This window comes from Enterobacter sp. UPMP2052 (assembly GCF_053709675.1).
In genome coordinates this window covers 694130-719948 of the sequence record NZ_JBSKJR010000001.1, presented here as the reverse complement: position 1 = coordinate 719948, position 25819 = coordinate 694130, and the positions used below count along the sequence as shown (strand labels likewise).

25 protein-coding genes and 1 riboswitch are annotated in these 25819 nt (G+C 54.5%); of the genes, 11 read left to right on the top strand and 14 right to left on the bottom strand.

Features of this window, described 5'->3' with window-relative positions:
• Positions 1-9 precede the first annotated feature (9 nt).
• Together sdaA and ACWKX3_RS03270 are read left to right on the top strand one after the other, a co-directional pair.
• Positions 10-1374, top strand: a complete 1365-nt coding sequence (gene sdaA, locus ACWKX3_RS03275) for an L-serine ammonia-lyase (RefSeq protein ID WP_042320025.1) — start codon at positions 10-12, stop codon at positions 1372-1374.
• A gap of 130 nt (positions 1375-1504) precedes the next feature.
• The gene (locus ACWKX3_RS03270) at positions 1505-3103 is read left to right on the top strand and encodes an EAL domain-containing protein (RefSeq protein WP_102890700.1); all 1599 of its coding nucleotides are present in this window, start codon (positions 1505-1507) and stop codon (positions 3101-3103) included.
• A gap of 6 nt (positions 3104-3109) precedes the next feature.
• On the opposite strand, the gene yoaE is transcribed toward ACWKX3_RS03270, so the two are convergent.
• Positions 3110-4669, bottom strand: coding sequence for a CNNM family cation transport protein YoaE (gene yoaE, locus ACWKX3_RS03265; RefSeq protein ID WP_006175974.1), 1560 nt, complete (start codon positions 4667-4669; stop codon positions 3110-3112).
• The gene (locus ACWKX3_RS03260; RefSeq protein WP_407027200.1) at positions 4657-4815 is read right to left on the bottom strand and encodes a protein YoaL; all 159 of its coding nucleotides are present in this window, start codon (positions 4813-4815) and stop codon (positions 4657-4659) included. The genes yoaE and ACWKX3_RS03260 overlap by 13 nt, the downstream gene beginning before the upstream one ends.
• A 316-nt stretch (positions 4816-5131) precedes the next feature.
• On the opposite strand from ACWKX3_RS03260, the gene manX reads away from it, so the two are divergent.
• The 5 genes from manX (at position 5132) to mntP (ending at position 9277) form a co-directional block, all read left to right on the top strand.
• On the top strand, positions 5132-6094 hold the full coding sequence (gene manX, locus ACWKX3_RS03255; RefSeq protein ID WP_454541259.1) for a PTS mannose transporter subunit IIAB: 963 nt from the start codon (positions 5132-5134) through the stop codon (positions 6092-6094).
• 46 nt (positions 6095-6140) lie between these two features.
• The gene (manY, locus tag ACWKX3_RS03250) at positions 6141-6941 is read left to right on the top strand and encodes a PTS mannose transporter subunit IIC (protein WP_006175977.1); all 801 of its coding nucleotides are present in this window, start codon (positions 6141-6143) and stop codon (positions 6939-6941) included.
• Positions 6942-6953: 12 nt separating this feature from the next.
• A complete protein-coding gene (locus ACWKX3_RS03245) occupies positions 6954-7805 on the top strand; it encodes a PTS mannose transporter subunit IID (protein ID WP_006175979.1) in 852 nt (283 codons plus the stop codon).
• A 52-nt stretch (positions 7806-7857) separates the two neighbouring features.
• Complete coding sequence (locus ACWKX3_RS03240; protein WP_006175981.1) at positions 7858-8316, top strand: DUF986 family protein; 459 nt, start codon at positions 7858-7860, stop codon at positions 8314-8316.
• A gap of 197 nt (positions 8317-8513) precedes the next feature.
• Positions 8514-8703: riboswitch (yybP-ykoY riboswitch) on the top strand.
• Between the two features lie 10 nt (positions 8704-8713).
• Positions 8714-9277, top strand: coding sequence for a manganese efflux pump MntP (gene mntP / locus ACWKX3_RS03235; RefSeq protein WP_042320580.1), 564 nt, complete (start codon positions 8714-8716; stop codon positions 9275-9277).
• Here mntP and rlmA read toward each other — a convergent pair.
• From rlmA to mgrB, 7 genes are all read right to left on the bottom strand, one after another.
• Complete coding sequence (rlmA, locus tag ACWKX3_RS03230; protein ID WP_153688209.1) at positions 9274-10089, bottom strand: 23S rRNA (guanine(745)-N(1))-methyltransferase; 816 nt, start codon at positions 10087-10089, stop codon at positions 9274-9276. The two genes, mntP and rlmA, sit on opposite strands and share 4 nt — an antisense overlap.
• Before the next feature lie 70 nt (positions 10090-10159).
• Positions 10160-11860, bottom strand: coding sequence for a peptidoglycan glycosyltransferase FtsI (gene ftsI, locus ACWKX3_RS03225; protein ID WP_454541677.1), 1701 nt, complete (start codon positions 11858-11860; stop codon positions 10160-10162).
• Between the two features lie 236 nt (positions 11861-12096).
• Positions 12097-12306 carry a transcription antiterminator/RNA stability regulator CspE gene (cspE, locus tag ACWKX3_RS03220; protein ID WP_001062678.1) on the bottom strand — a complete coding sequence of 70 codons (210 nt, stop codon included), beginning with the start codon at positions 12304-12306 and terminating at the stop codon, positions 12097-12099.
• A gap of 39 nt (positions 12307-12345) precedes the next feature.
• Positions 12346-12462 (bottom strand): DUF2627 domain-containing protein, encoded by a 117-nt coding sequence (locus ACWKX3_RS03215; protein WP_042320041.1) that lies wholly within the window; start codon positions 12460-12462, stop codon positions 12346-12348.
• A gap of 525 nt (positions 12463-12987) precedes the next feature.
• The gene (locus ACWKX3_RS03210; RefSeq protein ID WP_454541258.1) at positions 12988-13977 is read right to left on the bottom strand and encodes an MBL fold metallo-hydrolase; all 990 of its coding nucleotides are present in this window, start codon (positions 13975-13977) and stop codon (positions 12988-12990) included.
• A 22-nt stretch (positions 13978-13999) separates the two neighbouring features.
• Positions 14000-14290, bottom strand: coding sequence for a YebO family protein (locus ACWKX3_RS03205; protein ID WP_454541257.1), 291 nt, complete (start codon positions 14288-14290; stop codon positions 14000-14002).
• Between the two features lie 74 nt (positions 14291-14364).
• The gene (gene mgrB, locus ACWKX3_RS03200) at positions 14365-14508 is read right to left on the bottom strand and encodes a PhoP/PhoQ regulator MgrB (protein WP_006175995.1); all 144 of its coding nucleotides are present in this window, start codon (positions 14506-14508) and stop codon (positions 14365-14367) included.
• Positions 14509-14667: 159 nt separating this feature from the next.
• Here mgrB and ACWKX3_RS03195 point away from each other — a divergent pair, with 159 nt between their 5' ends.
• Entirely contained in the window at positions 14668-14907 is a 240-nt protein-coding gene (locus tag ACWKX3_RS03195) for a YobH family protein (protein WP_042320581.1), read from the top strand.
• A gap of 60 nt (positions 14908-14967) precedes the next feature.
• Here ACWKX3_RS03195 and kdgR read toward each other — a convergent pair whose 3' ends face one another.
• Positions 14968-15759 carry a DNA-binding transcriptional regulator KdgR gene (gene kdgR, locus ACWKX3_RS03190; RefSeq protein ID WP_006175999.1) on the bottom strand — a complete coding sequence of 264 codons (792 nt, stop codon included), beginning with the start codon at positions 15757-15759 and terminating at the stop codon, positions 14968-14970.
• A gap of 178 nt (positions 15760-15937) precedes the next feature.
• Here kdgR and ACWKX3_RS03185 point away from each other — a divergent pair, with 178 nt between their 5' ends.
• Entirely contained in the window at positions 15938-17311 is a 1374-nt protein-coding gene (locus ACWKX3_RS03185; RefSeq protein ID WP_454541256.1) for an MFS transporter, read from the top strand.
• A 51-nt stretch (positions 17312-17362) separates the two neighbouring features.
• Here the strand turns inward: ACWKX3_RS03185 and htpX are convergent, their stop codons facing one another.
• The 4 genes from htpX to ACWKX3_RS03165 form a co-directional block, all read right to left on the bottom strand.
• Positions 17363-18244 (bottom strand): protease HtpX, encoded by an 882-nt coding sequence (gene htpX / locus ACWKX3_RS03180; RefSeq protein ID WP_006176001.1) that lies wholly within the window; start codon positions 18242-18244, stop codon positions 17363-17365.
• Positions 18245-18437: 193 nt separating this feature from the next.
• Positions 18438-20486 carry a carboxy terminal-processing peptidase gene (gene prc, locus ACWKX3_RS03175; protein WP_102890696.1) on the bottom strand — a complete coding sequence of 683 codons (2049 nt, stop codon included), beginning with the start codon at positions 20484-20486 and terminating at the stop codon, positions 18438-18440.
• 19 nt (positions 20487-20505) lie between these two features.
• Positions 20506-21192, bottom strand: coding sequence for an RNA chaperone ProQ (gene proQ, locus ACWKX3_RS03170; protein ID WP_014170612.1), 687 nt, complete (start codon positions 21190-21192; stop codon positions 20506-20508).
• Positions 21193-21288: 96 nt separating this feature from the next.
• On the bottom strand, positions 21289-21786 hold the full coding sequence (locus ACWKX3_RS03165; RefSeq protein ID WP_454541255.1) for a GAF domain-containing protein: 498 nt from the start codon (positions 21784-21786) through the stop codon (positions 21289-21291).
• A gap of 132 nt (positions 21787-21918) precedes the next feature.
• Between ACWKX3_RS03165 and yebS the strand changes: the two genes are divergently transcribed.
• On the top strand, positions 21919-23202 hold the full coding sequence (gene yebS / locus ACWKX3_RS03160) for a membrane integrity lipid transport subunit YebS (protein ID WP_454541254.1): 1284 nt from the start codon (positions 21919-21921) through the stop codon (positions 23200-23202).
• On the top strand, positions 23171-25804 hold the full coding sequence (locus ACWKX3_RS03155) for an MlaD family protein (RefSeq protein WP_454541253.1): 2634 nt from the start codon (positions 23171-23173) through the stop codon (positions 25802-25804). Before yebS ends, ACWKX3_RS03155 begins: the two co-directional genes overlap by 32 nt.
• The last annotated feature ends 15 nt before the right edge of the window (positions 25805-25819 follow it).

Below are 25819 nucleotides of genomic sequence, written 5' to 3'. Positions count from 1 at the left end.
AGTGTAAACGTGATTAGTATATTCGACATGTTCAAAGTGGGAATTGGTCCTTCTTCTTCCCACACTGTAGGGCCGATGAAGGCCGGTAAACAGTTCGTCGATGATCTGGTCGAAAAAGGATTACTGGAAAGCGTTACCCGTGTCGCCGTGGATGTTTACGGTTCACTGTCATTAACGGGTAAAGGCCACCACACCGATATCGCCATTATTATGGGTCTGGCAGGTAACATGCCGGACACCGTAGATATTGATGCCATTCCGGCATTTATCCGCGACGTGGAAACGCGCGGTCGCCTGCTGCTGGCCAATGGTCAGCAGGAAGTGGATTTCCCGCAAAACGACGGCATGCGTTTTCGCAGCGACAACCTGCCGCTGCATGAAAATGGCATGACCATTCACGCCTGGAGCGGTGAAAAAGAGATTTACAGCAAAACCTATTACTCCATCGGCGGTGGTTTCATCGTGGATGAAGAGCATTTCGGTAAAGATACCGCTGGCGACGTGAACGTGCCGTATCCGTTCAAGTCAGCCACGGAGATGCTGGGCTTTTGCAAAGAGACCGGCCTGTCGCTCTCCGGCATGGTGATGCAGAACGAACTGGCGCTGCACAGCAAGAAAGAGATTGAAGACTATTTTGCTAACGTCTGGCAAACCATGCGCGCCTGTATCGATCGCGGGATGAATACCGAAGGGGTGCTTCCTGGCCCGCTGCGCGTTCCGCGTCGCGCCTCTGCCCTGCGCCGCATGCTGGTTACCACCGACAAGTTCTCCAATGACCCGATGAACGTCGTGGACTGGGTGAACATGTTTGCCCTCGCGGTAAACGAAGAGAACGCCGCCGGTGGCCGCGTGGTGACGGCGCCAACTAACGGTGCCTGCGGTATCGTGCCTGCCGTTCTGGCTTACTACGATCACTTCATCGAGCCGGTCACGCCGGATATTTACATCCGTTACTTCCTCGCCTCGGGTGCGATTGGCGCGCTGTATAAGATGAACGCCTCGATTTCCGGTGCTGAAGTGGGTTGTCAGGGTGAAGTGGGCGTGGCCTGCTCGATGGCCGCTGCCGGTCTTGCAGAGCTGCTGGGCGCAAGCCCTGAGCAGGTGTGCGTGGCGGCAGAAATCGGCATGGAGCACAACCTCGGTCTGACCTGCGACCCGGTTGCAGGCCAGGTTCAGGTACCGTGCATTGAGCGTAACGCGATTGCCTCGGTGAAAGCGATCAACGCCTCGCGCATGGCGATGCGCCGTACCAGCGAACCGCGCGTATCGCTGGATAAGGTTATCGAAACCATGTACGAGACCGGCAAAGATATGAACGCGAAGTACCGCGAGACCTCCCGCGGCGGCCTGGCCATCAAGGTTCAGTGCGACTAATACTCCCTATCGCCCATCTGCAACAGATGGGCGAATTTTTGTCTCCCGTCTCGTCTCCTCCCGCAATCCCCACTACACTTTCTCTGTTGCTTCCGGCTTTTGGGGCTGGCAGCGTATCGGGCGACCGTTCATGCAAACTGCACAGACGATCATTAAAGACTATCGCCGAAAACGCGTTATCGTCTGTGTAACGGTTGCGCTCCTTACGCTCATCCTGACGCTGGGCATCCGGTTTATTTCCCAGCGGAACGTCAATCAGGAACGCATTCTGGACTTTACCCGCCATACCGTCGTCTCTCTCGATAACATCCTGATAGCCCTGGACAATCACCGTGAGGTGCTGCAATCCCTGGTAGGCGAACCCTGTCCGCAGGCCCATCTGGTGCTGCGCAAGCAGGCTGCGATGCTTCAGACCGTTCGCTCCATCGCCCTTGTTCAGGACGGGGTGGTCTATTGCTCCAGTATTTTTGGCAGCCGAAACCTCCCCGTGCGCGAGGTTCAGCCGATGCTGCCGGCCAGCGAACCCAGGCTGATTTTATCCACCGACCGCTGGCTGCTGCTCGGCAGCCCGATCCTGATCCAGTGGTACCCGGTTTCTGAAAACGGTGAAAACGGGCTGATGGAAGTCGTCAATATTGAACTGCTCACCCGAATGCTTCTGGAGCCCCAGCGCCCGCTGATCACTGACGTGGTGCTGACCGTAGGCGACCAGTCATTGCGTTACGGCCAACAGGTGACCGATTCGCTGACATTTGATGATAGCGACGTGCTGCTGACGCAAAATTCAGCTCGCTACCCTTTCAGCATCACCGTGAGCGGCCCCGGCCCCGGTGTCATGGCGTTGAAAAACCTCCCCACCCAGCTTCCGCTGGCGTTGATGTTGAGCCTGCTGGTGGGGTACATCGCCTGGCTTGCCACCGCCCGCCGGATGAGCTTTACCTGGGAGATCAATATGGGGCTGGCGGCGCGTGAATTTGAGCTGTTCTGCCAGCCGCTGGTCAATGCCAGAACGCAGGAGTGCGTGGGCGTTGAGATCCTGCTGCGCTGGAATAACCCGCGTCAGGGCTGGATTTCGCCCGACGTGTTTATTCCCCTGGCCGAGGAGCACAACCTGATTGCCCCGCTCACCCGCTACGTCATTTTTGAAACCGTGCGCCAGCTCGGTTATTTCCCGGCGACGCCCGGTTTTCACATCGGCATTAACGTGGCTGCCAGCCATTTCCGCCGGGGCATCCTGCTACAGGATCTCAACCGCTTGTGGTTCCATTCGCACCCCATTCAGCAGCTGGTGATCGAGCTAACGGAGCGCGACGCTCTGCTGGATGTTGATTACCGCATCGTGCGCGAACTCCACCGCAAGGGTATTAAGCTGGCGATTGATGATTTTGGTACCGGCAGTAGCTCGCTGTCATGGCTGGAAAAACTTCACCCGGACGTGCTGAAAATTGATAAGTCGTTCACCACCGCCATCGGCACTGACGCCGTAAATTCGACGGTGACGGATATTATTATCGCGCTGGGCCAGAGGCTGAACATTGAACTGGTTGCGGAAGGGGTTGAGACAGAAGAACAGTCGCGGTATCTGCGCCGTCACGGGGTGCATATTTTGCAGGGGTATCTTTATGCGCGGCCAATGCCGCTGCGGGAGTTTCCGACGTGGCTGGCGGGGAGTAGCCCCCCGCCAGCGCAGCATAACGGGCACATTGTGCCCCTGATGCCGATGCGTTAAACAGCCTTACTCTTCTTCGTCATGCGCGGACTGCTCTTTAACAATACGCACCATATCCACACGATAGTCGTTGGCTTCGACAATGGTGATATGCAGCGGCGGCAGCTCGATAACGTCACCGACGCGCGGGATTTGCCCGTTAACGGCAATCACCAGCCCGGCAACCGTTGCAGAATCTTCCTCGTCGTTGACCACGTTTTCAACGCCCAGCATGTGCGAGAGCGTATGCAGATCGGTGGTCCCTTTGACCAGCCAGCCTTCGCCGTCGTTCACGATCTCCGGCGTTTCATCCGCATCCGGGAATTCACCAGCAATCGCTTCCAGCACGTCAAGCGGCGTGACCAGCCCCTGCACCACACCAAACTCGTTGGTGACGATGACAAAGCTGCCGCGTGCGCGACGCAGTACGCCCAGCAGGTTGATCGGATCCAGCGTTTCCGGCACCACGATCGCCGGGGAGGCGGCAGCCACCGCTTCAACGTTAACCCCATCTTCCAGCGCCACCAGCATCTCTTTTGCTCGCACAACGCCGATAATTTCATCCAGTTCACCACGGCACACCGGGAACAGACTGTGTGGCGAAGAGAGCAGCTGCTGGCGAATTTCGTCGACGCTCAGGTTGGCATCCACCCAGCTGATTTCACCGCGCGGCGTCATAATACCGCGCAGAGAGCGGGAGGCCAGCGAGAGCACGCCGTTGATCATGTAGCGCTCTTCTTCAACAAACGCCCCTTCCGGGACCGGCACCGGGTTACGGTTTTCGCTGTCAGACTGCACGTTCACCTGGCGACGACCGCCCATCAGACGCAGAATGGCGTCGGCGGTGCGGGCGCGCAGCGGCAGGTTCGACTGCTGCTTGATAAAGTTCCGGCGCGCAATCTGGTTAAACAGCTCGATAATGATCGAGAAACCAATCGCGGCGTACAGGTAACCTTTCGGAATATGGAAGCCAAAACCTTCTGCCACCAGGCTGAGACCAATCATCAGCAGGAAGCTCAGACACAGGACCACCACCGTCGGATGCTGGTTGACGAAACGCGTCAGCGGTTTAGACGCCAGCAGCATGACCGCCATAGCAATAACAACCGCCGCCATCATCACCGGCAGGTGGTTCACCATGCCGACCGCCGTGATCACCGCATCCAGGGAGAAGACCGCATCCAGCACCACAATCTGCAACACCACGACCCAGAAGCTGGCATAGCCTTTACCGTGACCATCGTCGTGCTGGCGATTCTCCAGCCGTTCGTGAAGCTCGGTAGTCGCTTTGAAGAGCAGGAAGATACCCCCGATGAGCATAATCAAATCACGCCCGGAGAAGGTGTAGTCCATCACCGAGAACAGCGGTTTGGTCAGCGTGACCATCCACGAGATCACGGACAGCAGGCCCAAACGCATGATCAGCGCCAGCGAGAGGCCTATCAGACGTGCCTTATCGCGCTGCTTAGGCGGCAGCTTGTCGGCAAGGATGGCGATAAACACCAGGTTATCAATACCAAGAACGATTTCGAGCACGACAAGCGTGAGTAATCCTACCCAGATTGACGGGTCCATTAAGAATTCCATGACAAGCTCCTGCTAAAGGAATGACGAAACGGTGCCCCACTCAACGTGGGCAAATCAAAGGCAGACAGAGTCGGTGCGTGGCAAGGATTGCCGGTGTAACAGGCGCAATGTGGCCTGGAGGATGACTGACGTCGGTGACGGTCCATATAGTGGGCTGCTGCCCTATACTCCTGATCGATTAAACGGAGGCTAAACATATCAGAGACAATAAGATTTTGGCAAAGATTTACTTTCTTTTGCAAAAAGGTGTTACGACTAAATTTTCGACGCGTAATTTCTCTTTTTCGAAAGCTAAATTACGGATCTTCATCACATAAATTATTTTTTCACTGTCTAAAATAAATCGCGGAAGTCTTAGTTAATTTAACTCTAACCCTTATCTGAATCGATTCGGTACACGTAAGACGATTCTCAGTACGCCTGCACCGTGGGCGTATCAATGATAATAAAAGGAGGTAGCAAGTGACCATTGCTATTGTCATAGGCACACATGGTTGGGCTGCAGAGCAGCTACTCAAAACGGCAGAAATGCTGTTGGGTGAGCAGGAAAACGTAGGCTGGATCGATTTCGTTCCCGGTGAAAACGCCGAAACGCTGATCGAGAAATATACTGCTCAGCTTGAGAAGCTGGATACCAGCAAAGGCGTGCTGTTTCTCGTTGATACATGGGGCGGCAGCCCGTTTAATGCTGCCAGCCGCATTGTCGTCGATAAAGAGCATTATGAAGTTGTCGCCGGGGTAAATATCCCGATGCTGGTGGAAACCTTCATGGCGCGCGACGACAACCCTGATTTTGACGAGCTGGTCGCGCTGGCGGTTGAAACCGGCCGCGAAGGTGTGAAAGCACTGAAAGCGCAGCCGGTTGAAAAACCCGCGCCTGTTGCCGCAGCCCCTAAAGCTGCCGCACCGGTGAAACCGATGGGGGCTAACGATTACATGGTCATCGGCCTTGCGCGTATCGATGACCGCTTAATCCACGGCCAGGTCGCGACGCGCTGGACCAAAGAGACCAACGTTAAGCGCATTATCGTTGTCAGCGACGAAGTGGCCGCGGACACCGTTCGTAAAACCCTTCTCACCCAGGTAGCTCCGCCGGGCGTCACCGCCCACGTGGTGGATGTTGCCAAAATGATCCGTGTTTATAACAACCCGAAATACGCGGGCGAACGCGTGATGCTTCTGTTTACTAACCCGACAGACGTCGAGCGCATTGTTGAAGGCGGCGTGAAAATTACCTCCGTTAACATCGGTGGCATGGCTTTCCGCCAGGGCAAAACGCAGGTCAACAACGCGATTTCAGTCGATGAGAAAGATATCGAGGCGTTCAACAAACTGAATGCGCGCGGTATTGAGCTGGAAGCCCGTAAAGTTTCCACTGACCAGAAACTGAAGATGATGAATTTGATCGGCAAAGTCGGGAAATAACCCGCGCCGGTTTTTCACATAAAGCTTATGTAATAGGAGAAGTACAATGGAGATTACCACTCTTCAGATTGTGCTGGTGTTCGTCGTCGCATGTATTGCGGGTATGGAATCCGTACTTGATGAATTTCAGTTCCACCGCCCACTGGTGGCCTGTACGCTGATTGGTGCCGTTCTCGGTGATATGAAAACCGGTATCATCATCGGGGGTACCCTGGAGATGATCGCCCTCGGCTGGATGAACATCGGTGCCGCCGTTGCGCCTGATGCCGCGCTGGCCTCTATCATCTCAACCGTTCTGGTTATTGCCGGTCATCAGAGCATCGGTGCGGGTATTGCCCTTGCGATCCCACTGGCAGCAGCAGGCCAGGTACTGACCATCATCGTTCGTACTATCACCGTGGCCTTCCAGCACGCAGCGGATAAGGCGGCGGATAATGGCAACCTGACGGCGCTCTCCTGGATCCACGTTTCGTCCCTGTTCCTGCAGGCTATGCGTATCGCGATCCCGGCGGTTATCGTTGCTATCTCCGTCGGTACCAGCGAAGTGCAGAGCATGCTGAACGCCATTCCAGAAGTGGTCACCGGTGGTCTGAACATCGCAGGCGGCATGATCGTTGTGGTCGGTTATGCGATGGTTATCAACATGATGCGTGCGGGCTACCTGATGCCGTTCTTCTACCTCGGCTTCGTGACTGCGGCCTTCACCAACTTCAACCTGGTTGCACTGGGTGTGATTGGTGCCGTCATGGCGATTCTCTATATCCAGCTGAGCCCGAAATATAACCGCGTTGCGGGTGCGCCGGTGCAGGCCGCTGGTAATAACGATCTCGATAACGAACTGGACTAGCAGGTGAGCGACATGGTTGATATGACAAAAACTACCCCTGAGAAGAAACTGACTCCGGGTGATATTCGTGGCGTGTTCATCCGTTCTAACCTGTTTCAGGGTTCATGGAACTTCGAACGTATGCAGGCGCTGGGCTTCTGCTTCTCCATGGTACCGGCGATCAAACGCCTCTACCCTGAAAACAACGAAGCGCGCCGTCAGGCGATAAAGCGTCACCTGGAATTCTTCAACACCCATCCTTACGTCGCCGCCCCGGTACTGGGCGTGACGCTGGCGATGGAAGAGCAGCGTGCAAACGGTGCAGAGATTGACGATGGTGCCATCAACGGTATCAAAGTTGGTCTGATGGGGCCGCTGGCAGGCGTGGGTGACCCTATCTTCTGGGGAACCGTGCGTCCGGTCTTTGCGGCGCTGGGTGCCGGGATCGCGATGAGCGGTAGCCTGCTCGGCCCTCTGCTGTTCTTCATCCTGTTCAATGCCGTCCGTCTGCTGACCCGTTACTACGGTGTGGCTTACGGCTACCGCAAGGGCGTGGATATCGTGAAGGACATGGGCGGCGGCTTCCTGCAGAAACTGACCGAGGGGGCGTCTATTCTCGGCCTGTTTGTCATGGGGGCATTGGTTAACAAATGGACGCACGTGAACATCCCGCTGGTGGTCTCAACCATCACAGGCCAGGATGGACAGACTCGCGTGACCACCGTGCAGACTATCCTGGACCAGCTGATGCCGGGCCTGGTACCGCTGCTGTTGACCTTCGCCTGTATGTGGCTGCTGCGCAAAAAAGTTAACCCGCTGTGGATCATCGTTGGCTTCTTTGTCATCGGTATCGCGGGCTACGCGGTCGGCCTGCTGGGTCTGTAAGAACGTGTTATAAGCCGGGGGCTTGCCCCCGGTTTTTTTATCTGGAGGATGAATGACTGTCACGGACATCGTACTGGTTTTGTTTATTGTTGCCCTTCTGGCTTACGCGATCTATGACGAATTCATCATGCCTCGCCGTCACGGCGAGACGCTGCTTGCCCTACCCCTTCTGCGCCGTGGACGCGTTGATGCGTTTATTTTCGCGGGCCTTATCGTCATTCTTATTTACAACAACGTCATGAGCCACGGTGCATTATTAACCACATGGTTATTATGTGCGCTGGCATTGATGGCCATTTATCTTTTCTGGATCCGTACGCCAAAAATCATCTTCAAACGCAGTGGTTTTTTCTTCGCCAATGTATGGATAGAATATAACCGTATTAAAGAGATGAATTTATCCGAAGACGGCGTACTGGTGATGCAATTAGAACAGCGCCGCCTGCTTATTCGCGTGAAGAATATTGACGACCTGGAAAGAATATATCAATTACTCCTTAAAACTCAGTAAGTTAACTATATAGCCATGGCTATATCCTGTCTTTATTTCAGGACGTAAATATAGCCAAAGCTATATTCATCGCGTTATTTCCCTTATATTTATTAACGATAAATTCACTAATAAACCTAAATGAAAATCGTTATCAACAAGTTATTAAATTAATAGCGCGCCGTTGTTGTTTTATATTCTCAAATTATGTTAAGGTTGCGCCCGTCGTTGGGGAGTAGCTAATTTTCTGTTTTCAGAAAATGTACGTGTCAACATACTCGTTGAAAAACGTGGCGCGTACGGATCGTTTGTAGCACGGTTTACGTGCGTCACGGTCAGGCGAGACCATAGATACATCAACTGCTGTTTACTGGGGGCAGTGATGTGTCATATGGATATCCCCGGTCTGGATGCTGTCATGAATATCTCCGCCACAATTCTTCTCGCTTTCGGCATGTCTATGGACGCATTTGCGGTTTCCATCAGCAAAGGTGCCACGCTCCACAAACCTAAATTCTCTGAAGCACTGCGCACGGGTCTGATTTTTGGTGCTATCGAAGCGCTCACGCCGCTAATAGGCTGGGGGCTGGGTATGCTTGCCAGCCAGTTCGTGCTGGAGTGGAGCCACTGGATTGCCTTTGTCCTGCTGGTCTTTCTGGGTGGACGCATGGTGATCGAAGGCGTGCGCGGAAACAGCGACGACGCAGAGCCTCAGCACCGCCACGGTTTTTGGCTGTTAGTCACCACCGCGATTGCCACCAGCCTTGATGCAATGGCGGTCGGGGTGGGTCTGGCCTTCCTGCAGGTGAATATCATTGCCACCGCGCTGGCTATCGGCTGTGCGACGCTCATTATGTCTACCCTGGGCATGATGGTTGGTCGGTTTATTGGCCCGCTGCTGGGCAAGCGAGCCGAAATTTTGGGCGGGATCGTGTTGATCGGCATTGGTGCCCAAATCCTCTGGGCACACTTCGCGGGTTAATCTTCGCGCTGCCAGCAGTGGATACTGAAGTCCGTCTGGCAGCAAAAGGTCGTCTGTTGCGCTAATTTTTCCCACACATCCGGCTTTGCTCGCCAGGCAAACGGCGTCATCTGCAGTAACGCCACAGCCTCTTCCCCGTTCAGGTTCATCTCATACGCTACCGCGTGCTCGTCTTTGAGCGTAAAGCCACCCAGCTGCTCCGAGTGCGGCGCATGCAGGCGCACGTCGTCATAGATGAGTCCCTTTAATTCCATGAGATGACGCGGGCCAGGCGTGACGGTTATCACCCATCCCCCCGGTTTCACTACGCGCGCCAGCTCCTCCGCCTTACAGGGCGCGTAGATGCGCACCACGGCATCCATACTCGCATTTTCAAACGGCAGGCGATGGCTTGATGCTACGCAAAACGTCACGGCCGTATAGCGCTTCGCCGCGGCCCGAATCGCCACCTTTGAGACATCCAGCCCCCAGGTTTCTGCCCCTTTTGCCTTAGCAACGTCCGCAAACGCCGTCGTGTAATACCCTTCCCCGCAGCCAATATCCAGCACGGCCGTTGCGCCCTGCATCAGGTTTGCTGCCAGCAGCTGTGAAACGGTATCGCGCAGCGGCTGATAGTGTCCGGCATCAAGGAATGCACGGCGGGCCTGCATCATCTCCGCGCTATCACCCGGATCGCGGGAGCGTTTGTGCTGCACCGGAAGAAGATTCACATACCCTTCTTTTGCCATATCAAATTGGTGTCCCTGCGGACAGGCAAAACTTTTCGCTGAGCGTGTCAGCGGTGCGTGGCAAAGGGGACAGCTGAAAGACATGGTGACTCCGGGGGGCATTCATTAAAGGGCGAAAGTGTACCGCTATTCGCCCTTGTAGAAAACGGCTGGGTTAACGCATGACGATCAGATGGTCAGAATCTGCCGCCAGGCCATCCGGTTTGACGTTTTCGAGGCGCAGGACATTGCCCATGATTTCGCTAAACACCGGGGCTGAAACCGCCCCGCCGTAATAAGCGCCATTTTGAGGATCGTTAATCACAACGACCAGCGCAAAACGCGGATTGCTGGCGGGGGCGACGCCTGCGGTGTAGGCAACGTATTTATCGACATATTTACCGCTTTCATCAATTTTCTTCGCCGTGCCGGTTTTCACCGCCACGCGGTAGTCGCGTACCGCCGCCTTCACGCCGCCTCCGCCCGGAAGCGCAACGCTCTCCATCATATGCTCGACTTCATGGGCAATCTCTTCCGGCATCACCCGTTTGCCGATAACGGGCGGGTCGATGCGGGTGATCGACAGCGGGCGTTCAAGTCCGTAACTTCCGATAGTGGCATAAACATGGGCCAGCTGCAGCGGCGTGACCATCAATCCATAGCCAAAGGCAAACGTCGCGCGATCGAGCTGGCTCCAGTACTTGCGATTTGGCAGAAGGCCGGAACTCTCGCCGGTTAAGCCAAGGCCGGTGCTGGTGCCAAAGCCAAAGTTTTTGTAGGTATCAAGCAACCGCTGAATAGGCATCGCCAGCGACAGGCGGGATACGCCGGTATCGCTGGACTTTTGCAGGATCCCGGTCATGGTCAGCTCCGGGTAATAACCCACGTCGCGGATACGGTGGCCGTCCAGCGTGTAGGGGTGGGTGTCGATCACGCTGTCCGGCTGAACCAGCCCCTGCTGGAGGGCGGTCATGAGCACCAGCGGCTTGACGGTCGAGCCGGGTTCAAAGGTGTCGCTGATGGCGCGATTGCGGAAATCATTCAGCGTCGCCCCCTCGCGGTTGTTGGGGTTGAAGTCCGGGAAATTCGCCATCGCCAGAATTTCGCCGGTCTGGATATTAATTAGCACCGAAGCGCCCGATTCGGCTTTGTTCCAGGCGACGGCGTTGTCCAGCGCATCTTCAGTGATGGTTTGCAAACGCTCATCAATACTCAGCTGGATGTTATGCGCGGGCACTGGCGCGACTTCCGTGAGATTTTCGATAACATGGCCGTAGCGGTCTTCCCGCACCTGCCGGACACCGGGCTTGCCCGTCAGTTGCGCATTGAAGCTTTTTTCTACGCCTTCAATACCCTGACCATCAATATTGGTAAAACCGATAAGATTCGCCGCGACGTGCCCGGCGGGATAAAAACGCCGCGACTCATCACGCAGGTTAATACCCGGTAAATTGAGCTTATCGATCCACTGCGCCTGAGACGGGTCCACCTGGCGGGCGAGATAGATAAACCGCCCATGAGGATTGCTGTTAATTCGGGAGGCAAGCGTTTCGAGAGACAGATGCAGCGCTTTCGCCAGCGCCTGCCAGCGTTCATCGAACCCGACGCCGCCTTTTGCCAGCACCGTTTTCGGATCGGCCCACACGGCTCTGACAGGCACGCTCACGGCAAGGGGCCGTCCTTCGCGATCGACAATCATGCCACGCGGCGCGTCGATCGCGAGCTGTCGCAGGGAGCGCATATCTTCCTGCTTAACCAGATTATCGGGTTTGATAATTTGCAGCCAGGCCACGCGGCCCAGCAGAAAAACGAGACTACCCAGAATGGCGAGACACAGCAGAACAAAACGCACCGGCGTGAAGTTTCCGGTGGTCATTATGGTTTTCTTTTTCACCTGAACCCCAGGGCAATGAATCAACGCCCTGATTTAACGGGAAAACTTTGTCGTGAGGGGGAAAAACAATGCTAATAATGTCGAAGCTTTGCAACAAGTTGCGAACAAGGTCGCCGTCAGTCATATTCTGAAAGAAACGGCGTAAAAAAGCCCCGCACGGTGCGAGGCTTTATGTCTGATGGTGAAGCGCGATAGCACTTCTGTCAGCAGTGGTTCGATCAGATAGCAGTTACGTTAACTGCAGCTGGGCCTTTCTGGCCGTCCTGAATTTCGAACTCAACGTTCTGGCCTTCAGCCAGAGTTTTGAAGCCATTACCCTGGATTGCAGAGAAGTGTACGAACACGTCTTTGCTGCCGTCAGCAGGAGTAATGAAACCAAAACCTTTAGACTCGTTGAACCACTTAACTTGACCTTTAATCTTTGCCATTTGCAAAATTCCTTAGAGTGTTTTCTTTGCCCGCGGGCATTACCTAGATAAAACTGAGACATTACTGCATGAGGCACTAATATAAGGTTCGGCAGAGAAGCGGTATTCAACGACAACGTGTTTACTCAGGACTTCTATACTGAAAATGCCACACATAAACAGAACTGTACCTCGTTTGACCCAAACCGTGTTATCACATACAACGTTTAATATGGCAAGCCATTTTTAAACGCGTCTCGATCCGCCGCACAAATTCTGGCTCTGTCCCTGGCCATTCTGCAAAAATATGCGTCCGGCTATGGACAATGTTGCCAGCCTATACTACCGCGCCGTTGTATTCACAACCGCTGTAATCAAAGACTTTTTTAACATAGTTCACGCGTTTCGATACGTCCAGATTTCAGCCTGTTTTTCTTCATTGCAATGATTGAGTTAGAACTTATTGTGAAAAGTTATGCCGAAATGATTGCAAGGTGCCTGAAAAGTAACATTTCAAAAACAGTTTTAATTGCCTTTGGCAAACTGTATTAAAAACCACCGCTTAATAAAAATACGTTGCACTAAAATAATGAAATATTTATGACGCTGCATCAAAAGAAGGCAAGCAAAACGTTTCGATATAATTAAAACATTCCCGGGCGATGCTCCATACCGAATATAGATAACGAACCGGCGCACGCTTTATACGGATAAATATTCGCCAATTTTCAGTATCCTGAATGAAGTATTAACGGGTGCTACATTATCAAGCGCCCTTCGTAACGCCTGCACGGGTTCATCAAGAGATTCATCGGCCAGTTCGAACACGCCCCAATGAATGGGAAAAGCAGTCGGACACCCCAGGCCTTGCCAGAGCGCCACGGCAGAATGGGGGTCCATATGGTGCACTGCCATGAACCATTCGGGTGCATATGCGCCAATCGGCAGTGCGGCAAAATCAATTGCGCCAAGCCGCTCCGGGATTAACAGCAGTTCCGGCGAATACCCGGTATCCCCGCTAAACCAGAACCGATGCTGTCGCCCCTCGACAACCCAGCCGCACCATAATGACCGATTACGATTCCACGGCGTACGCATGCTCCAGTGCTGCGCCGGTACGGCGGTCAGGGTTATTCCCTGCCAGTTAGCGTTCTGCCACCAGTCGAGTTCAACCACATTTTTCGCTCCCCGCCGGCGGAACCAGTTCCCCAGCCCCAGGGGAACAAACACGGTCAGGCCCGGAAAGCGCCGCAAGAGCTTTCGCACCGTTGAGGCATCAAGATGATCATAATGATTATGGGAAATCAGCAACGCATCCAGTGTCGGAAGGCTTTCGACGGTGATAGCGGGCGGGGTTTTTCGCTGTGGTCCAAGAAAGGGCACGGGAGATGCGCGATGGGAAAAAACCGGATCGGTCAGGAGATACCTGCCGTCCATGCGTAATAACACGCTGGCATGCCCAAGCCACCATGCCCCATCCTCCGGGCGCGCGTTGAGTTCAACAGGCTGCCACCAGGTCTGGATAAAGGCGTCGTATCCTGAAGACGGGGGCTTCGGCAGGCCAGCGGCTTTACGCTCTTTCTGCCAGCGATCGACATCGCCGGGCTGATGTCCTGTGGAATGGGTATTGCGAAAACCATCCGGCGTGTGGTGTTTCAGGGAGGGGTCATACCAGGGATTTTTCCAGACCACGGCCACCTCCCATCATTGCAACCTAGCGTTCGGCCACCAGACGAATGAAATCGTCTTCATCGTCTTTAGCGTCTGGCGCACTCTCTTTCGCTACCGCTTTCTCTTCAGGCTCGTTGGCTTCACACAAACGACGCAGCAGCGCATTCTGACGCTTTTGCAGATCGAGCATCGCTTCCAGCAGCTCAATCTGCTCGTTAGTCCGGGAGCTGGCACGGTTGACGAAAAACCATATGAGAAGCCCTACCACCATAACAATCAACGAGACTGCCAGGGACGCCAGGCTTAGTAGCCCTGAATTCAGTAACTCACCCATTTCACCACCTCAATAAAAACGGCTATTTTACCACTGGCGCGAAGGAAGGGCATCACATTGAGAAAAAATGCGGTCTACCACGGGATAAACTTATTGATTGCGCAAACGCCGCTAAAAAACTGTACATCCTGATCGCACATCACATTGATAGTCTGCGTCCACAATACGACGCATGCTATCAGCACAATAATCAGAATCACCCAGCGTATTTTTTTCACTCCACACTCCGTCTTATGACCATATGTTACCAGGTTAGCACGCTAATCTTAAACAGCGGCTAACTGTAACCGCATCAAATCCTTTTCGGAATAGTTCACTTGTTTCACACCGTAAACCGTTTAGGCTTAGTGCATGACAACAAAGATAAAGAGGTAATGATGCATTTTATCATTCGAACAACTATTGCACTGGCCGTTGTGTGGATTGGCCTTTTATTAACCGGATATGGAGTGCTTGTGGGGAGCACCGAAAATGCAGCGGGATTAGGCATTCAGTGTAAGTACGTCACGGCACAGGGTATGAGTACCGCCCAGTATCTGCACTCCGACAGCGGTATCATTGGATTAACCAACTGCCCGGTACTGCGTAAAACGTCCGTGGTCATTGATAACGGCTAACCGTTTAACAATATAAAAAAACGCCGCAGACGATGCGGCGTTTTTTATGCCTGACAGCATTCAGAACGGGTAGTCGTTGTAACCCATCTGCTCAGAGATTTTACGCGCCGCAGTGTGCAGGATAGCAACATACTCATGCAGGCGTTCTTCCGAGAAGCGCAGCGTCGGGAATGAGATACTCAGGCCCGCAATCACGACGCCAAAGCGATCGAAAACAGGTACGCCAATGCAGCGCAGCCCCTCTTCCTGCTCTTCGTTATCTTCCCCGTAGCCCTGCTCGCGAACGGTATCGAGTACCTTAAGCAGCTCATCGGTACTGGTGATGGTGCGGTCGGTGCTGCGTTTATACTCCACGCCGTCCAGAATTTGCTTCACCTCTTCGCGATCGCGCCAGGCCAGCAGCACTTTACCGATTGCCGTACTGTACAGCGGGTTACGACGTCCGATACGCGAGTACATACGCAGGTTATACATCGAGTCGATTTTGTGGATGTAAACGATACTGTCTTCATCCAGCGCGCCCAGGTGGACCGTCTCTTTCGTCAGGCGTGACAGTTCACGCATCTGAATATCTGCGCTGCGAATAAGATCCACGTTTTGTAACGCGCGGGCACCCAGCTCGAACAGCTTCAGCGTGAGAGAGTATTTCTCAGACTCGCCTTCCTGAGCGACATAGCCCAGAGACTTCATGGTCTGCAAAAAGCGATAAACGGTGCTTTTCGACATCATCACGCGCTGCGACAATTCTGTAATACCAATTTCACGCTCTTCTCCGAGCGCCTGCAAGATGCCAAACACCTTCAGCACGGAAGAAACAGAATCTGGCTGCTTATCCAAATCTGCGATTGCCATTTATCACCTCATACAGAGTGTTTTATAAAAATCAGAACCGGTTTTTATTATAAATTCGAGTCATGCTGCCTGCAATCAATCTGCGTTTACTTCGTTACAAATCTGCGACATAAAACCGAAATAACGATGCTAAAATAGTTACCCTGAGAATAATTTCATCCTGAGCATTTCATTTCCCATGGAAAAACACGCTTCCGATGGCCTGCCGTTGCCCCAGCGGTATGGTGCTATCGCCACCATTATTATTGGTATTTCGATGGCCGTCCTCGACGGCGCGATTGCCAACGTCGCATTGCCCACAATCGCCAGCGACCTCAACGCCTCCCCCGCCAGCTCCATCTGGATTGTGAATGCGTATCAAATCGCGATTGTGATCTCCTTACTTTCGCTCTCTTTTCTGGGGGATATGTTTGGCTACCGGCGGATCTATCAGTGCGGCCTGGTGGTTTTCACGCTGACCTCGCTTTTTTGCGCCCTGTCGGACTCACTGCATACCCTGACGCTGGCCCGTATTGCTCAGGGCTTCGGCGGCGCGGCTCTGATGAGCGTGAATACGGCATTGATACGGCTTATCTATCCCCAGCGCCAGCTAGGCCGGGGGATGGGCATCAACTCGTTTATTGTGGCGGTTTCCTCGGCGGCAGGCCCCACGATTGCTGCCGCGATCCTGTCTGTTGCTTCATGGAAGTGGCTTTTTGCGATAAATGTGCCGCTCGGAATTGTGGCTATTTTCTTCGCACTGCGTTATCTCCCGGCTAATGGCCCCAAAAGCAACAAGCCGCGCTTCGACTTACCCAGCGCGGTGATGAATGCGCTAACCTTCGGTCTGCTCATCACGGCCCTGAGTGGCTTCGCGCAAGGGCAATCTCTGACGCTTATCGCGGCAGAAGTCGCCGCCATGCTGATCGTGGGTTTCTTCTTTGTCCGTCGCCAGCTGGCGCTGCCGGTGCCGTTGCTGCCGGTTGACCTGCTGCGTATTCCGCTTTTTTCGCTTTCTATTTGCACCTCAATCTGTTCGTTTTGCGCCCAGATGCTGGCGCTGGTCGCGTTGCCGTTCTTTTTGCAGAGCATCGTGGGTCGTTCCGAGGTGGAGACAGGGCTGCTGCTGACGCCATGGCCGCTGGCAACCATGGTGATGGCCCCGCTGGCAGGCTATTTAATTGAACGGGTCCATGCGGGGCTGCTGGGTGCGTTAGGGCTGGTAGTGATGGCGAGCGGCCTGTTTGCGCTGGCGCTGCTCCCCTCCACGCCTTCCGACATGGATATCATCTGGAGAATGGTCCTGTGCGGAGCCGGTTTTGGTCTGTTCCAGTCACCCAATAACCATACCATTATGACCGCTGCCCCACGCCATCGCAGCGGCGGAGCCAGCGGCATGCTGGGAACGGCGCGTCTGTTAGGGCAAAGTACCGGTGCCGCGCTGGTTGCGCTGATGTTCAACCTTGCCGGGCAGAACGGCACCCACGTTGCGCTGCTTACGGCCGGAACACTGGCGACGACTGCGGCCATTGTCAGCGGATTGCGGATCACGCAACCCCGCGCGCAGGCATAAAAAAACCGGGCGGAGGTTTACCCCGCCCGGTTTATCTTTAAACGCTCTGCGTTACTTCAGGTATTCCCCGCTGCGCAGTGCTTCGATACGCTTATCCAGCGGCGGGTGAGACATAAACAGCTCGCTCAGCGATTTTGATTTACCGTTAATGCAGAAGGCCATCATGCTGTTCGCTTCCTGCGGCTCATAGCTGGTTTTCAGACGCTGCAGGGCGGCAATCATCTTCTCGCGCCCCACCAGTTTTGCCGAGCCGGCATCCGCGTGGAATTCACGGTGACGGGAGAACCACATGGTAATGATGCTCGCCAGAATACCGAACACCAACTCCAGTACCATCGACACCGCAAAATAGATCAGCGGGTTACCGTTGCTCTCTTCACCTTCGTCACGGTTGCCGCCCATAAATCCTGCCGCAATTTGCGCCAGAATACGGGAAATGAAGATCACGAAGGTGTTCACCACCCCCTGAATCAGCGTCATCGTCACCATGTCGCCGTTAGCGATGTGGCTGATCTCATGGGCGATAACCGCTTCGGCTTCATCGCGGCTCATGTTCTGCAACAGACCGGTACTGACGGCAACCAGGGAAGCGTCACGACGCGCGCCCGTTGCAAACGCGTTGATATCAGGCGCGTGGTAGATAGCCACCTGCGGCATAGCGATGCCCGCCTGCTGTGACTGTTGGGCCACGGTGTTCATCAACCAGCGTTCCATGTCGTTACGCGGTTGTTCGATGACCTCGCCACCCACGGATTTGAGCGCCATCCACTTCGACATCAGCAGAGATATAAAGGAGCCACCAAAACCAAACAGCAGCGCCATGATCAACAAGCCTTGAACGCTGCTCGACTGAATTCCTGTCAGGCTTAGCACAAGCCCGAATACCACCATCACCGCCAGGTTGGTGAGCAGGAAGAGCGCGATTCGCATCATAATTTTCTTTTAACCTCAGTTTAACAAAGCGCACTATGCGATTACCCACATCGTATGGGTATTGTGGCTATTTTCAAGGATTCGGGGGGCGTAAGTCACCAGAAAGACACAACTTTACACAATTGAAGGTCAGTTTGACGGGAGGTTGCAGAACTAAAAAAAACAGGCACAATTTCTTGTGCCTGTTGGGTATTTATTTCGCCGGTGTCGGCTGCAGTGCTGGCTTGCCTTTTTCCAGATTCGCCAGGTCGAGCGCGATATGCACCGTCTCGTCCAGATACGGATCCGGCTCCTGGTAATCTTTCGGCAGATCGTCCAGTTTCTTAAGCAGCGGTTTGCCTTCTCGCTTGAAGCGATCGTTAACCCGCGCCAGACGCGTCGCGTCATCCTCGTTGTTCTCTTTCTCACGCTGAGCGTAGTTCAGAGAGACAATATTCCGTTTTTCTTTCAGGGCATTGAAGCGCGCAATGTCCTTCATGATGTACTGGAATTCCGGATCTTTGGCGATGCGTTCCTGATGGTCCTTAAGCAAGGCCGGGCCAAACTGCGTCATGTCGCCAGACTTGACGAAGGTGGCAGCGTTGATGCTATCCCACGGCAGCGCGTTATCCTCAAACTTCTCACCCGTTTCCGTCTCTTCCGTACCTGTTGGCATCAGAATGTCCGGCGTAACGCCTTTACGCTGCGTACTGCCGCCATTCACACGGTAGAACTTCTGGATGGTGTATTGAACCGACCCCAGTGCAGGCCATTCCGGGCGCAGCATTTGGTCGTAAATACGGTTGAGAGAACGGTACTGCTGTACGGTGCCTTTCCCGAAGGTCGGTTCACCCACAATCAGCGCGCGGCCATAATCCTGCATCGCAGCGGCAAAGATTTCAGATGCAGAGGCACTGAAGCGATCCACTAAGACCACCAGCGGGCCTTTGTAGTACACCACGCCATCGGTATCGGCGTCTTCACGCACTTTACCGTTGTTATCGCGCACCTGAACCACCGGACCAGACGGAATGAACAGGCCAGACAGTGAAACGGCTTCGGTCAGCGCCCCACCGCCATTGCTGCGCAGGTCGATGATGACGCTGCTGACATTCTGCTTCTCAAGCTTCTGCAGCTGCACTTTCACATCATCGGTCAGCCCAACATAGAAGCCCGGGATATCAAGCACGCCCACCTTCTCTTTCCCGACGGTTTTCACCGACATTTTCACCGCGCGGTCTTCCAGACGGATGCGCTCGCGGGTCAGGGTAACGATACGGGTTTTGGTGCCTTTCCCGGCAGGCAGGATCTCAAGGCGCACTTTGCTGCCTTTCGGTCCCTTGATCAACGCGACGACGTCATCAAGACGCCAGCCGATCACATCAACCATTTTTTGTCCGGTTTGACCCACGCCCACGATGCGATCGCCAACGCTAATGGCTTTGCTCTTCGCTGCAGGGCCGCCCGCCACCATGGAGTTGATCATGGTGTAATCATCGTCCATCTGCAGCACCGCGCCGATACCTTCCAGAGACAGGCTCATTTCGGTATTGAACTGCTCGGTATTACGCGGGGAGAGATAGTTGGTATGCGGATCGATTTCATGGGCAAACGCGGTCATCGCCAGTGAGAACACATCTTCACTGTTGGTCTGCGCAAGACGACGGATAGCAAATTTATAGCGACGGTTTAACGTCTCACGAATCTCTTTCTCGTCTTTGCCCGTGAGTTTGAGGCTCAGTTCGTCGTATTTGACTTTACCGTCCCACAGCGCATTCAGCTCGGCTTCGTCTTTCGGCCATGGCGCTTTGCTGCGGTCCAGATTAAAGGTGTCGTTGCCGGTAAAATCCATCGGACGTTCCAGCACTTTTAACGCGTATTGATAGCGTTCAAAACGGCGCTGCTGCGACAGATTATACAGATCGTAAAACAGGTCCAGCTTGCCGGAACGCAGTTCATCACCCACTTCGGATTTACGTTTGGCAAACTTTTCGATGTCGCTGGCCAGCAGCACGTTATGGCTGTAATCCAGCAAGTTCAGATAGCGGTCGAAAATTTTGGCCGAAAAGGCCTGATCGAGATCGAACTGACGATAGTGCGACCGAGTGAAGCGCGACGTCACGCGCTCACTCACCGTCGCGTGCTGCGTCTCTTCCTTCAACACCGGAATTTGATCAGCACGCGTAATATCGTCCACTGCGAAAGCGTGGCCTGCTATAACAAACAGGCCCGCTAACGCGGTGAGCTTAAAAAAAGTGTTCATGCCAGGCTTGGCCTCCGTTTCAGAACAACAAGTGTTCTGCGCGTACAATCATTGACATACCAGAAGTCAGCTGCACACGAACGCCATCTTTGGTGATTTCCAGAACGGTGGCATCCATTGCATTGTTACCCGCTTTCACTTTCAGTGCCTGACCCACGCTCAGCGCGTTGATGTCCGAAACCGGAGTGTGGCGCGGCTCTTCGCGAGGTGCACGCGGGGCTTTAGCTGCTGGTTTATCAGCACGCGGTTTGCGATCGTTATTATCATTGCGACGCGGTGCCGGACGCGGTTTACGCTCACGACGAGGCGCTTCTTCCTGGCCGTTTGCCGCGGCGGCTTCGCGTTTTTTCGCTTGCTGCTCAGCACGCTGTGCCTGAACGCGAGCTTTCGCTTCTTCCAGCTGTTTACGCGCGTGTTCTACGTGCTGCTCGTCCAGCTCACCGCAAGGGTTGCCGTCGAGGTCGACACGTGTAGCGCCCGCTTTGATACCGTACAGGTAACGCCAGCTCGAAGTATAAAGACGTAAGGCAGAGCGAAGCTGGGTTTTGCTGAGATTCATCTCACCCTCAACGCGCGCGACTAAATCCTGAAAAATACCGACTTTCAGGGGGCGAGCTTCACCTTCAGCGCTGAAGCACTGTGGGAAACGCTCTGCCAGAAATGCGATAACTTCTTTACTGCTATTCAACTTAGGTTGATTTTCCATGAAATTTCCTGATTACAACGGACGTTGCCAACAAGCGCAGGCATGAACAGGCGTCATTATAATGACGCTATCAGTAAATGCTACGTTATCCGTTGATTATCCTGCGACGCTCGCAAAGAATTTTTGATAATCGGTTGTTGCCAACACTTTTTCCAGGTTCGCGACCAGCTCGCGCAGCCCCTGCTCGTCCTCAGCGCTAAAGCGGCCAAAGTCGGTACTGTCGATGTCCAGGACACCCATAATCTGCCCCTTCACGACCAGCGGAAGGACGATTTCAGAATTACTGGCAGCATCGCAGGCAATGTGGCCATCAAAAGCATGGACATCTTCTACGCGCTGGACCTGGTTTGTCGCGACCGCCGTCCCGCATACGCCACGGCCAACCGGAATACGCACACAGGCGATTTTTCCCTGGAAGGGACCCAGCACCAGCGTGTTATCTTCAAGAAGATAAAAACCGGCCCAGTTCACGCCAGAGAGACGTTCAAACAGTAATGCACTAGTATTTGCCAGAGTGGCTAAGAAGCTGGTTTCACCTGCCATCAATGCCTGAAAATCGCGATTAAGATCCGCGTAGAATTCTGATTTGTTCATTATTCAATCACTTAGTTGTCTTACAAATTTACCGCATAGGCTATTAAAATAAGCATTAAATGCGCTCATGCTCAAGATGAATCAAATCATGAGTTAATATAACGTTCAACAATACTTATCCGTGCGCGACAGATGGCCATAAAAATACCCAGGATTACGCCGACAAGAAAGATCACCGTCCATACGGTAAGCGAAGCTTTGCCTCGTGCACATTATCAGCGTTGCCCCCAGTGCGATACGCTTTTTATGCTGCCGAAGATGAAATCGCATCAAAGTGCTTTTTGCCCTCGCTGCGATGCCAAAATCCGTGACGGGCGCGACTGGTCGTTAACCCGACTCGCGGCAATGGCGACGGCCATGCTGCTGCTGATGCCGTTTGCCTGGAGCGAGCCGCTGCTGAAACTGTACCTTCTCGGCGTGCGTATCGATGCAAACGTGGTGCAGGGTATCTGGCAGATGACACGTGAGGGCGACCCGCTCACCGCAGCGATGGTGCTGTTTTGCACCATAGGCGCCCCACTGGTGCTGGTGGCCGCTATTGCGTATCTGTGGTTCGGCAACATTCTCGGCATGAATCTGCGGCCCGTGTTGCTCATGCTGGACAAGCTGAAAGAGTGGGTGATGCTGGACATTTACCTGGTCGGCATAGGCGTTGCTTCCATCAAGGTGCAGGATTACGCGTTTCTGCAGCCCGGCATTGGGCTTTTCGCCTTTATCTCGCTGGTACTGCTGAGCATTCTGACCCTGATCCATCTCAACGTTGAGCAGCTGTGGGAACGATTTTATCCCCAGCGCCCCGCAACACGGGCTGATGAAAATCTGCGCGTCTGTCTGGGCTGTCATTACACCGGCCTGCCGGATGCGCGCGGTCGTTGTCCTCGCTGCCACATTCCGTTGAGGCTGCGGCGCAACAACAGCCTGCAAAAATGCTGGGCGGCGCTGATTGCCTCGATCGTGTTTTTGATCCCGGCCAATATGCTGCCTATCTCCGTGATTTATGTGAACGGTGCCCGTCAGGAAGATACTATCCTTTCCGGTATTATCTCTCTCGGCCACAGCAACGTCGGGGTGGCGGCGATAGTCTTTATCGCCAGTATTCTGGTGCCGTTTATCAAGGTGATGGTGATGTTTACGCTACTCATCAGCATTCACTTCAAATGTGAACAAGGATTACGTACGCGCATCTTGCTTCTGCGTTTCGTTACCTGGATTGGCCGCTGGTCGATGTTGGATCTGTTTGTGATTTCGTTGATGATGTCGCTCATCAATCGCGATCAGCTCCTTGCTTTTACTATGGGACCCGCAGCTTTTTATTTCGGCTCTGCGGTGATATTGACTATTCTTGCAGTGGAATGGCTGGACAGCCGCTTACTTTGGGACGCACATGAGTCAGGAAACGCCCGCTTCGCAGACTGAAGCGAGAATTAAAACAAAACGCCGTATTTCGCCCTTCTGGCTGCTGCCCGTCATCGCGTTGATGATTGCAGGCTGGCTCATCTGGACGAGCTATGAAGATCGCGGCAATACCATCACCATTGATTTCCAGTCCGCTGACGGCATCGTGGCCGGGCGCACCCCGGTGCGCTTCCAGGGGGTGGAAGTCGGAACCGTTCAGGATGTCAGGCTCGGTAAGGGGCTGAATAAAATTCAGGTCAGCGCCAGCATCAAGTCCGATATGAAGGATGCCCTGCGCAGCGAAACCCAGTTCTGGCTTGTCACGCCGAAAGCGTCGTTGGCCGGCGTATCCGGCCTGGATGCGCTCGTTGGCGGGAACTACATCGGCATGATGCCAGGCAAAGGGGAACCGCAGGATCACTTCGTCGCGCTGGACACGCAGCCGAAATACCGGCTCAACAACGGCGATTTGATGATCCACCTGCAATCCCCGGATTTGGGTTCGCTGAACAGCGGCTCGCTGGTCTATTTCCGCAAGATCCCCGTGGGCCGCGTTTACGATTACGCGATTAACCCCAACAAACAGGGCGTCACCATTGATGTGCTGATTGAGCGGCGCTTTACCAATCTGGTTAAAAAAGGCAGCCGCTTCTGGAACGTCTCTGGTGTGGATGCAGATCTGAGCCTGAGCGGCGCGAAGGTCAAACTCGAGAGTCTGGCGGCGCTGGTCAATGGCGCGATCGCCTTTGATTCGCCGGAAAACTCAAGCCCTGCCGCCGCCGATGACACCTTTGGCCTGTATGCGGACCTCGCCCACAGCCAACGCGGGGTGATCGTCAAGCTCGCCCTGCCGGACGCTAAAGGACTGAAAGCCGGTTCCACTCCGCTGATGTATCAGGGGCTGGAGGTGGGCCAGCTCACCAAAATGACGCTCAACCCGGGTGGCTCTGTCACTGGCGAGATGACCGTCGACCCAAGCGTGGTCGATCTCCTGCGGGAGAAAACCCGTATCGAAATGCGCAGCCCCAAACTGTCCCTGAACGATGCCAGCCTCAGCAGCCTGCTGACGGGCAATACCTTTGAGCTGATCCCGGGTGAAGGCCAGCCGAGCAATAACTTTGTTATCGCTCCTGCGGATAAAGCCCTTCTGCAAAAACCGGGCGTGGTGACGGTGACGCTGACCGCTCCGGAAAGCTACGGGATCGAAGCGGGCCAGCCGTTGATTTTACACGGCGTGCAGGTCGGACAGGTCCTGGAGCGCAAGCTTACCGAAAAAGGCGTCTCGTTCTCTGCCGCCATCGATCCGAAGTACAGCGACCTGGTGCACGGTGACAGCAAGTTTGTCGTTAACAGCCGCGTGGACGTGAAGGTCGGCCTCGACGGCGTTGAGTTCCTTGGCGCCAGCGCCAGCGAATGGGTTAACGGCGGGGTCCGGATACTGCCGGGTAACAAAGGGCCGCTGCGCGACAGTTATCCTCTGTATGCCAACCTGGATAAAGCCATTGAAAACAGCCTGAGCGATCTGCCGACTACCACGCTGACCTTAACGGCGGAAACCCTGCCAGACGTGCAGGCCGGCTCAGTGGTGCTTTACCGTAAGTTTGAAGTGGGCGAGGTCATTACCGTACGTCCCCGCGCCGAAACCTTTGATATTGAACTGCACATCAAGCCCGAGTACCGCAAACTGCTGACACCAAACAGCGTGTTCTGGGCCGAAGGCGGGGCTAAGGTGCAGCTTAACGGCAGCGGGCTGACCGTTCAGGCCTCCCCTCTTTCGCGTGCGCTGCGCGGGGCAATCAGTTTCGACAATCTGACGGGTGCCGGGGGCAATTTACGCAAAGGTGACAAACGTATTCTCTTCCCGTCCGAAACGGCTGCGCGCGCGGTTGGGGGCCAGATTACGCTTCACGCCTTTGATGCGGGCAAGCTTGCCGAAGGCATGCCGATCCGCTATCTCGGCATCGATATCGGGCAGATCCAGAAGCTGACGCTAATTACGGCGCGAAATGAAGTACAGGCAACCGCCGTACTCTATCCGGAATACGTGCAGACCTTTGCCCGAACCGGTACGCGTTTCTCCGTGGTAACACCGCAAATCTCGGCGGCGGGCGTTGAACATCTCGACACCATTTTGCAGCCGTACATCAACGTCGAACCGGGGCGTGGCAACGCGCGTCGCGATTTTGAGCTGCAGGAAGCCACCATCACGGACTCCCGCTACCTTGACGGGCTGAGTATCGTGGTTGAGGTGCCGGAGGCCGGATCGCTGAACATCGGTACCCCGGTCCTGTTCCGCGGCATGGAGGTAGGCACCGTGACCGGCCTGACGCTCGGCTCGCTTGCCGATCGCGTGATGGTGACGCTGCGCATCAGCGAACGTTATCAGCATCTGGTGCGCAACAACTCGGTGTTCTGGCTGGCCTCAGGCTATTCGCTGGACTTCGGGCTGACGGGCGGCGTGGTGAAAACCGGCACCTTCAACCAGTTCATTCGTGGCGGTATTGCCTTTGCGACTCCGCCAGGCACGCCACTGGCACCGAAAGCGCAGCCGGGTAAACACTTCCTGCTGCTGGAGAGTGAACCGAAAGAGTGGCGCGAATGGGGAACCGCTCTGCCGCGTTAATCCTGCAGGCTCCGG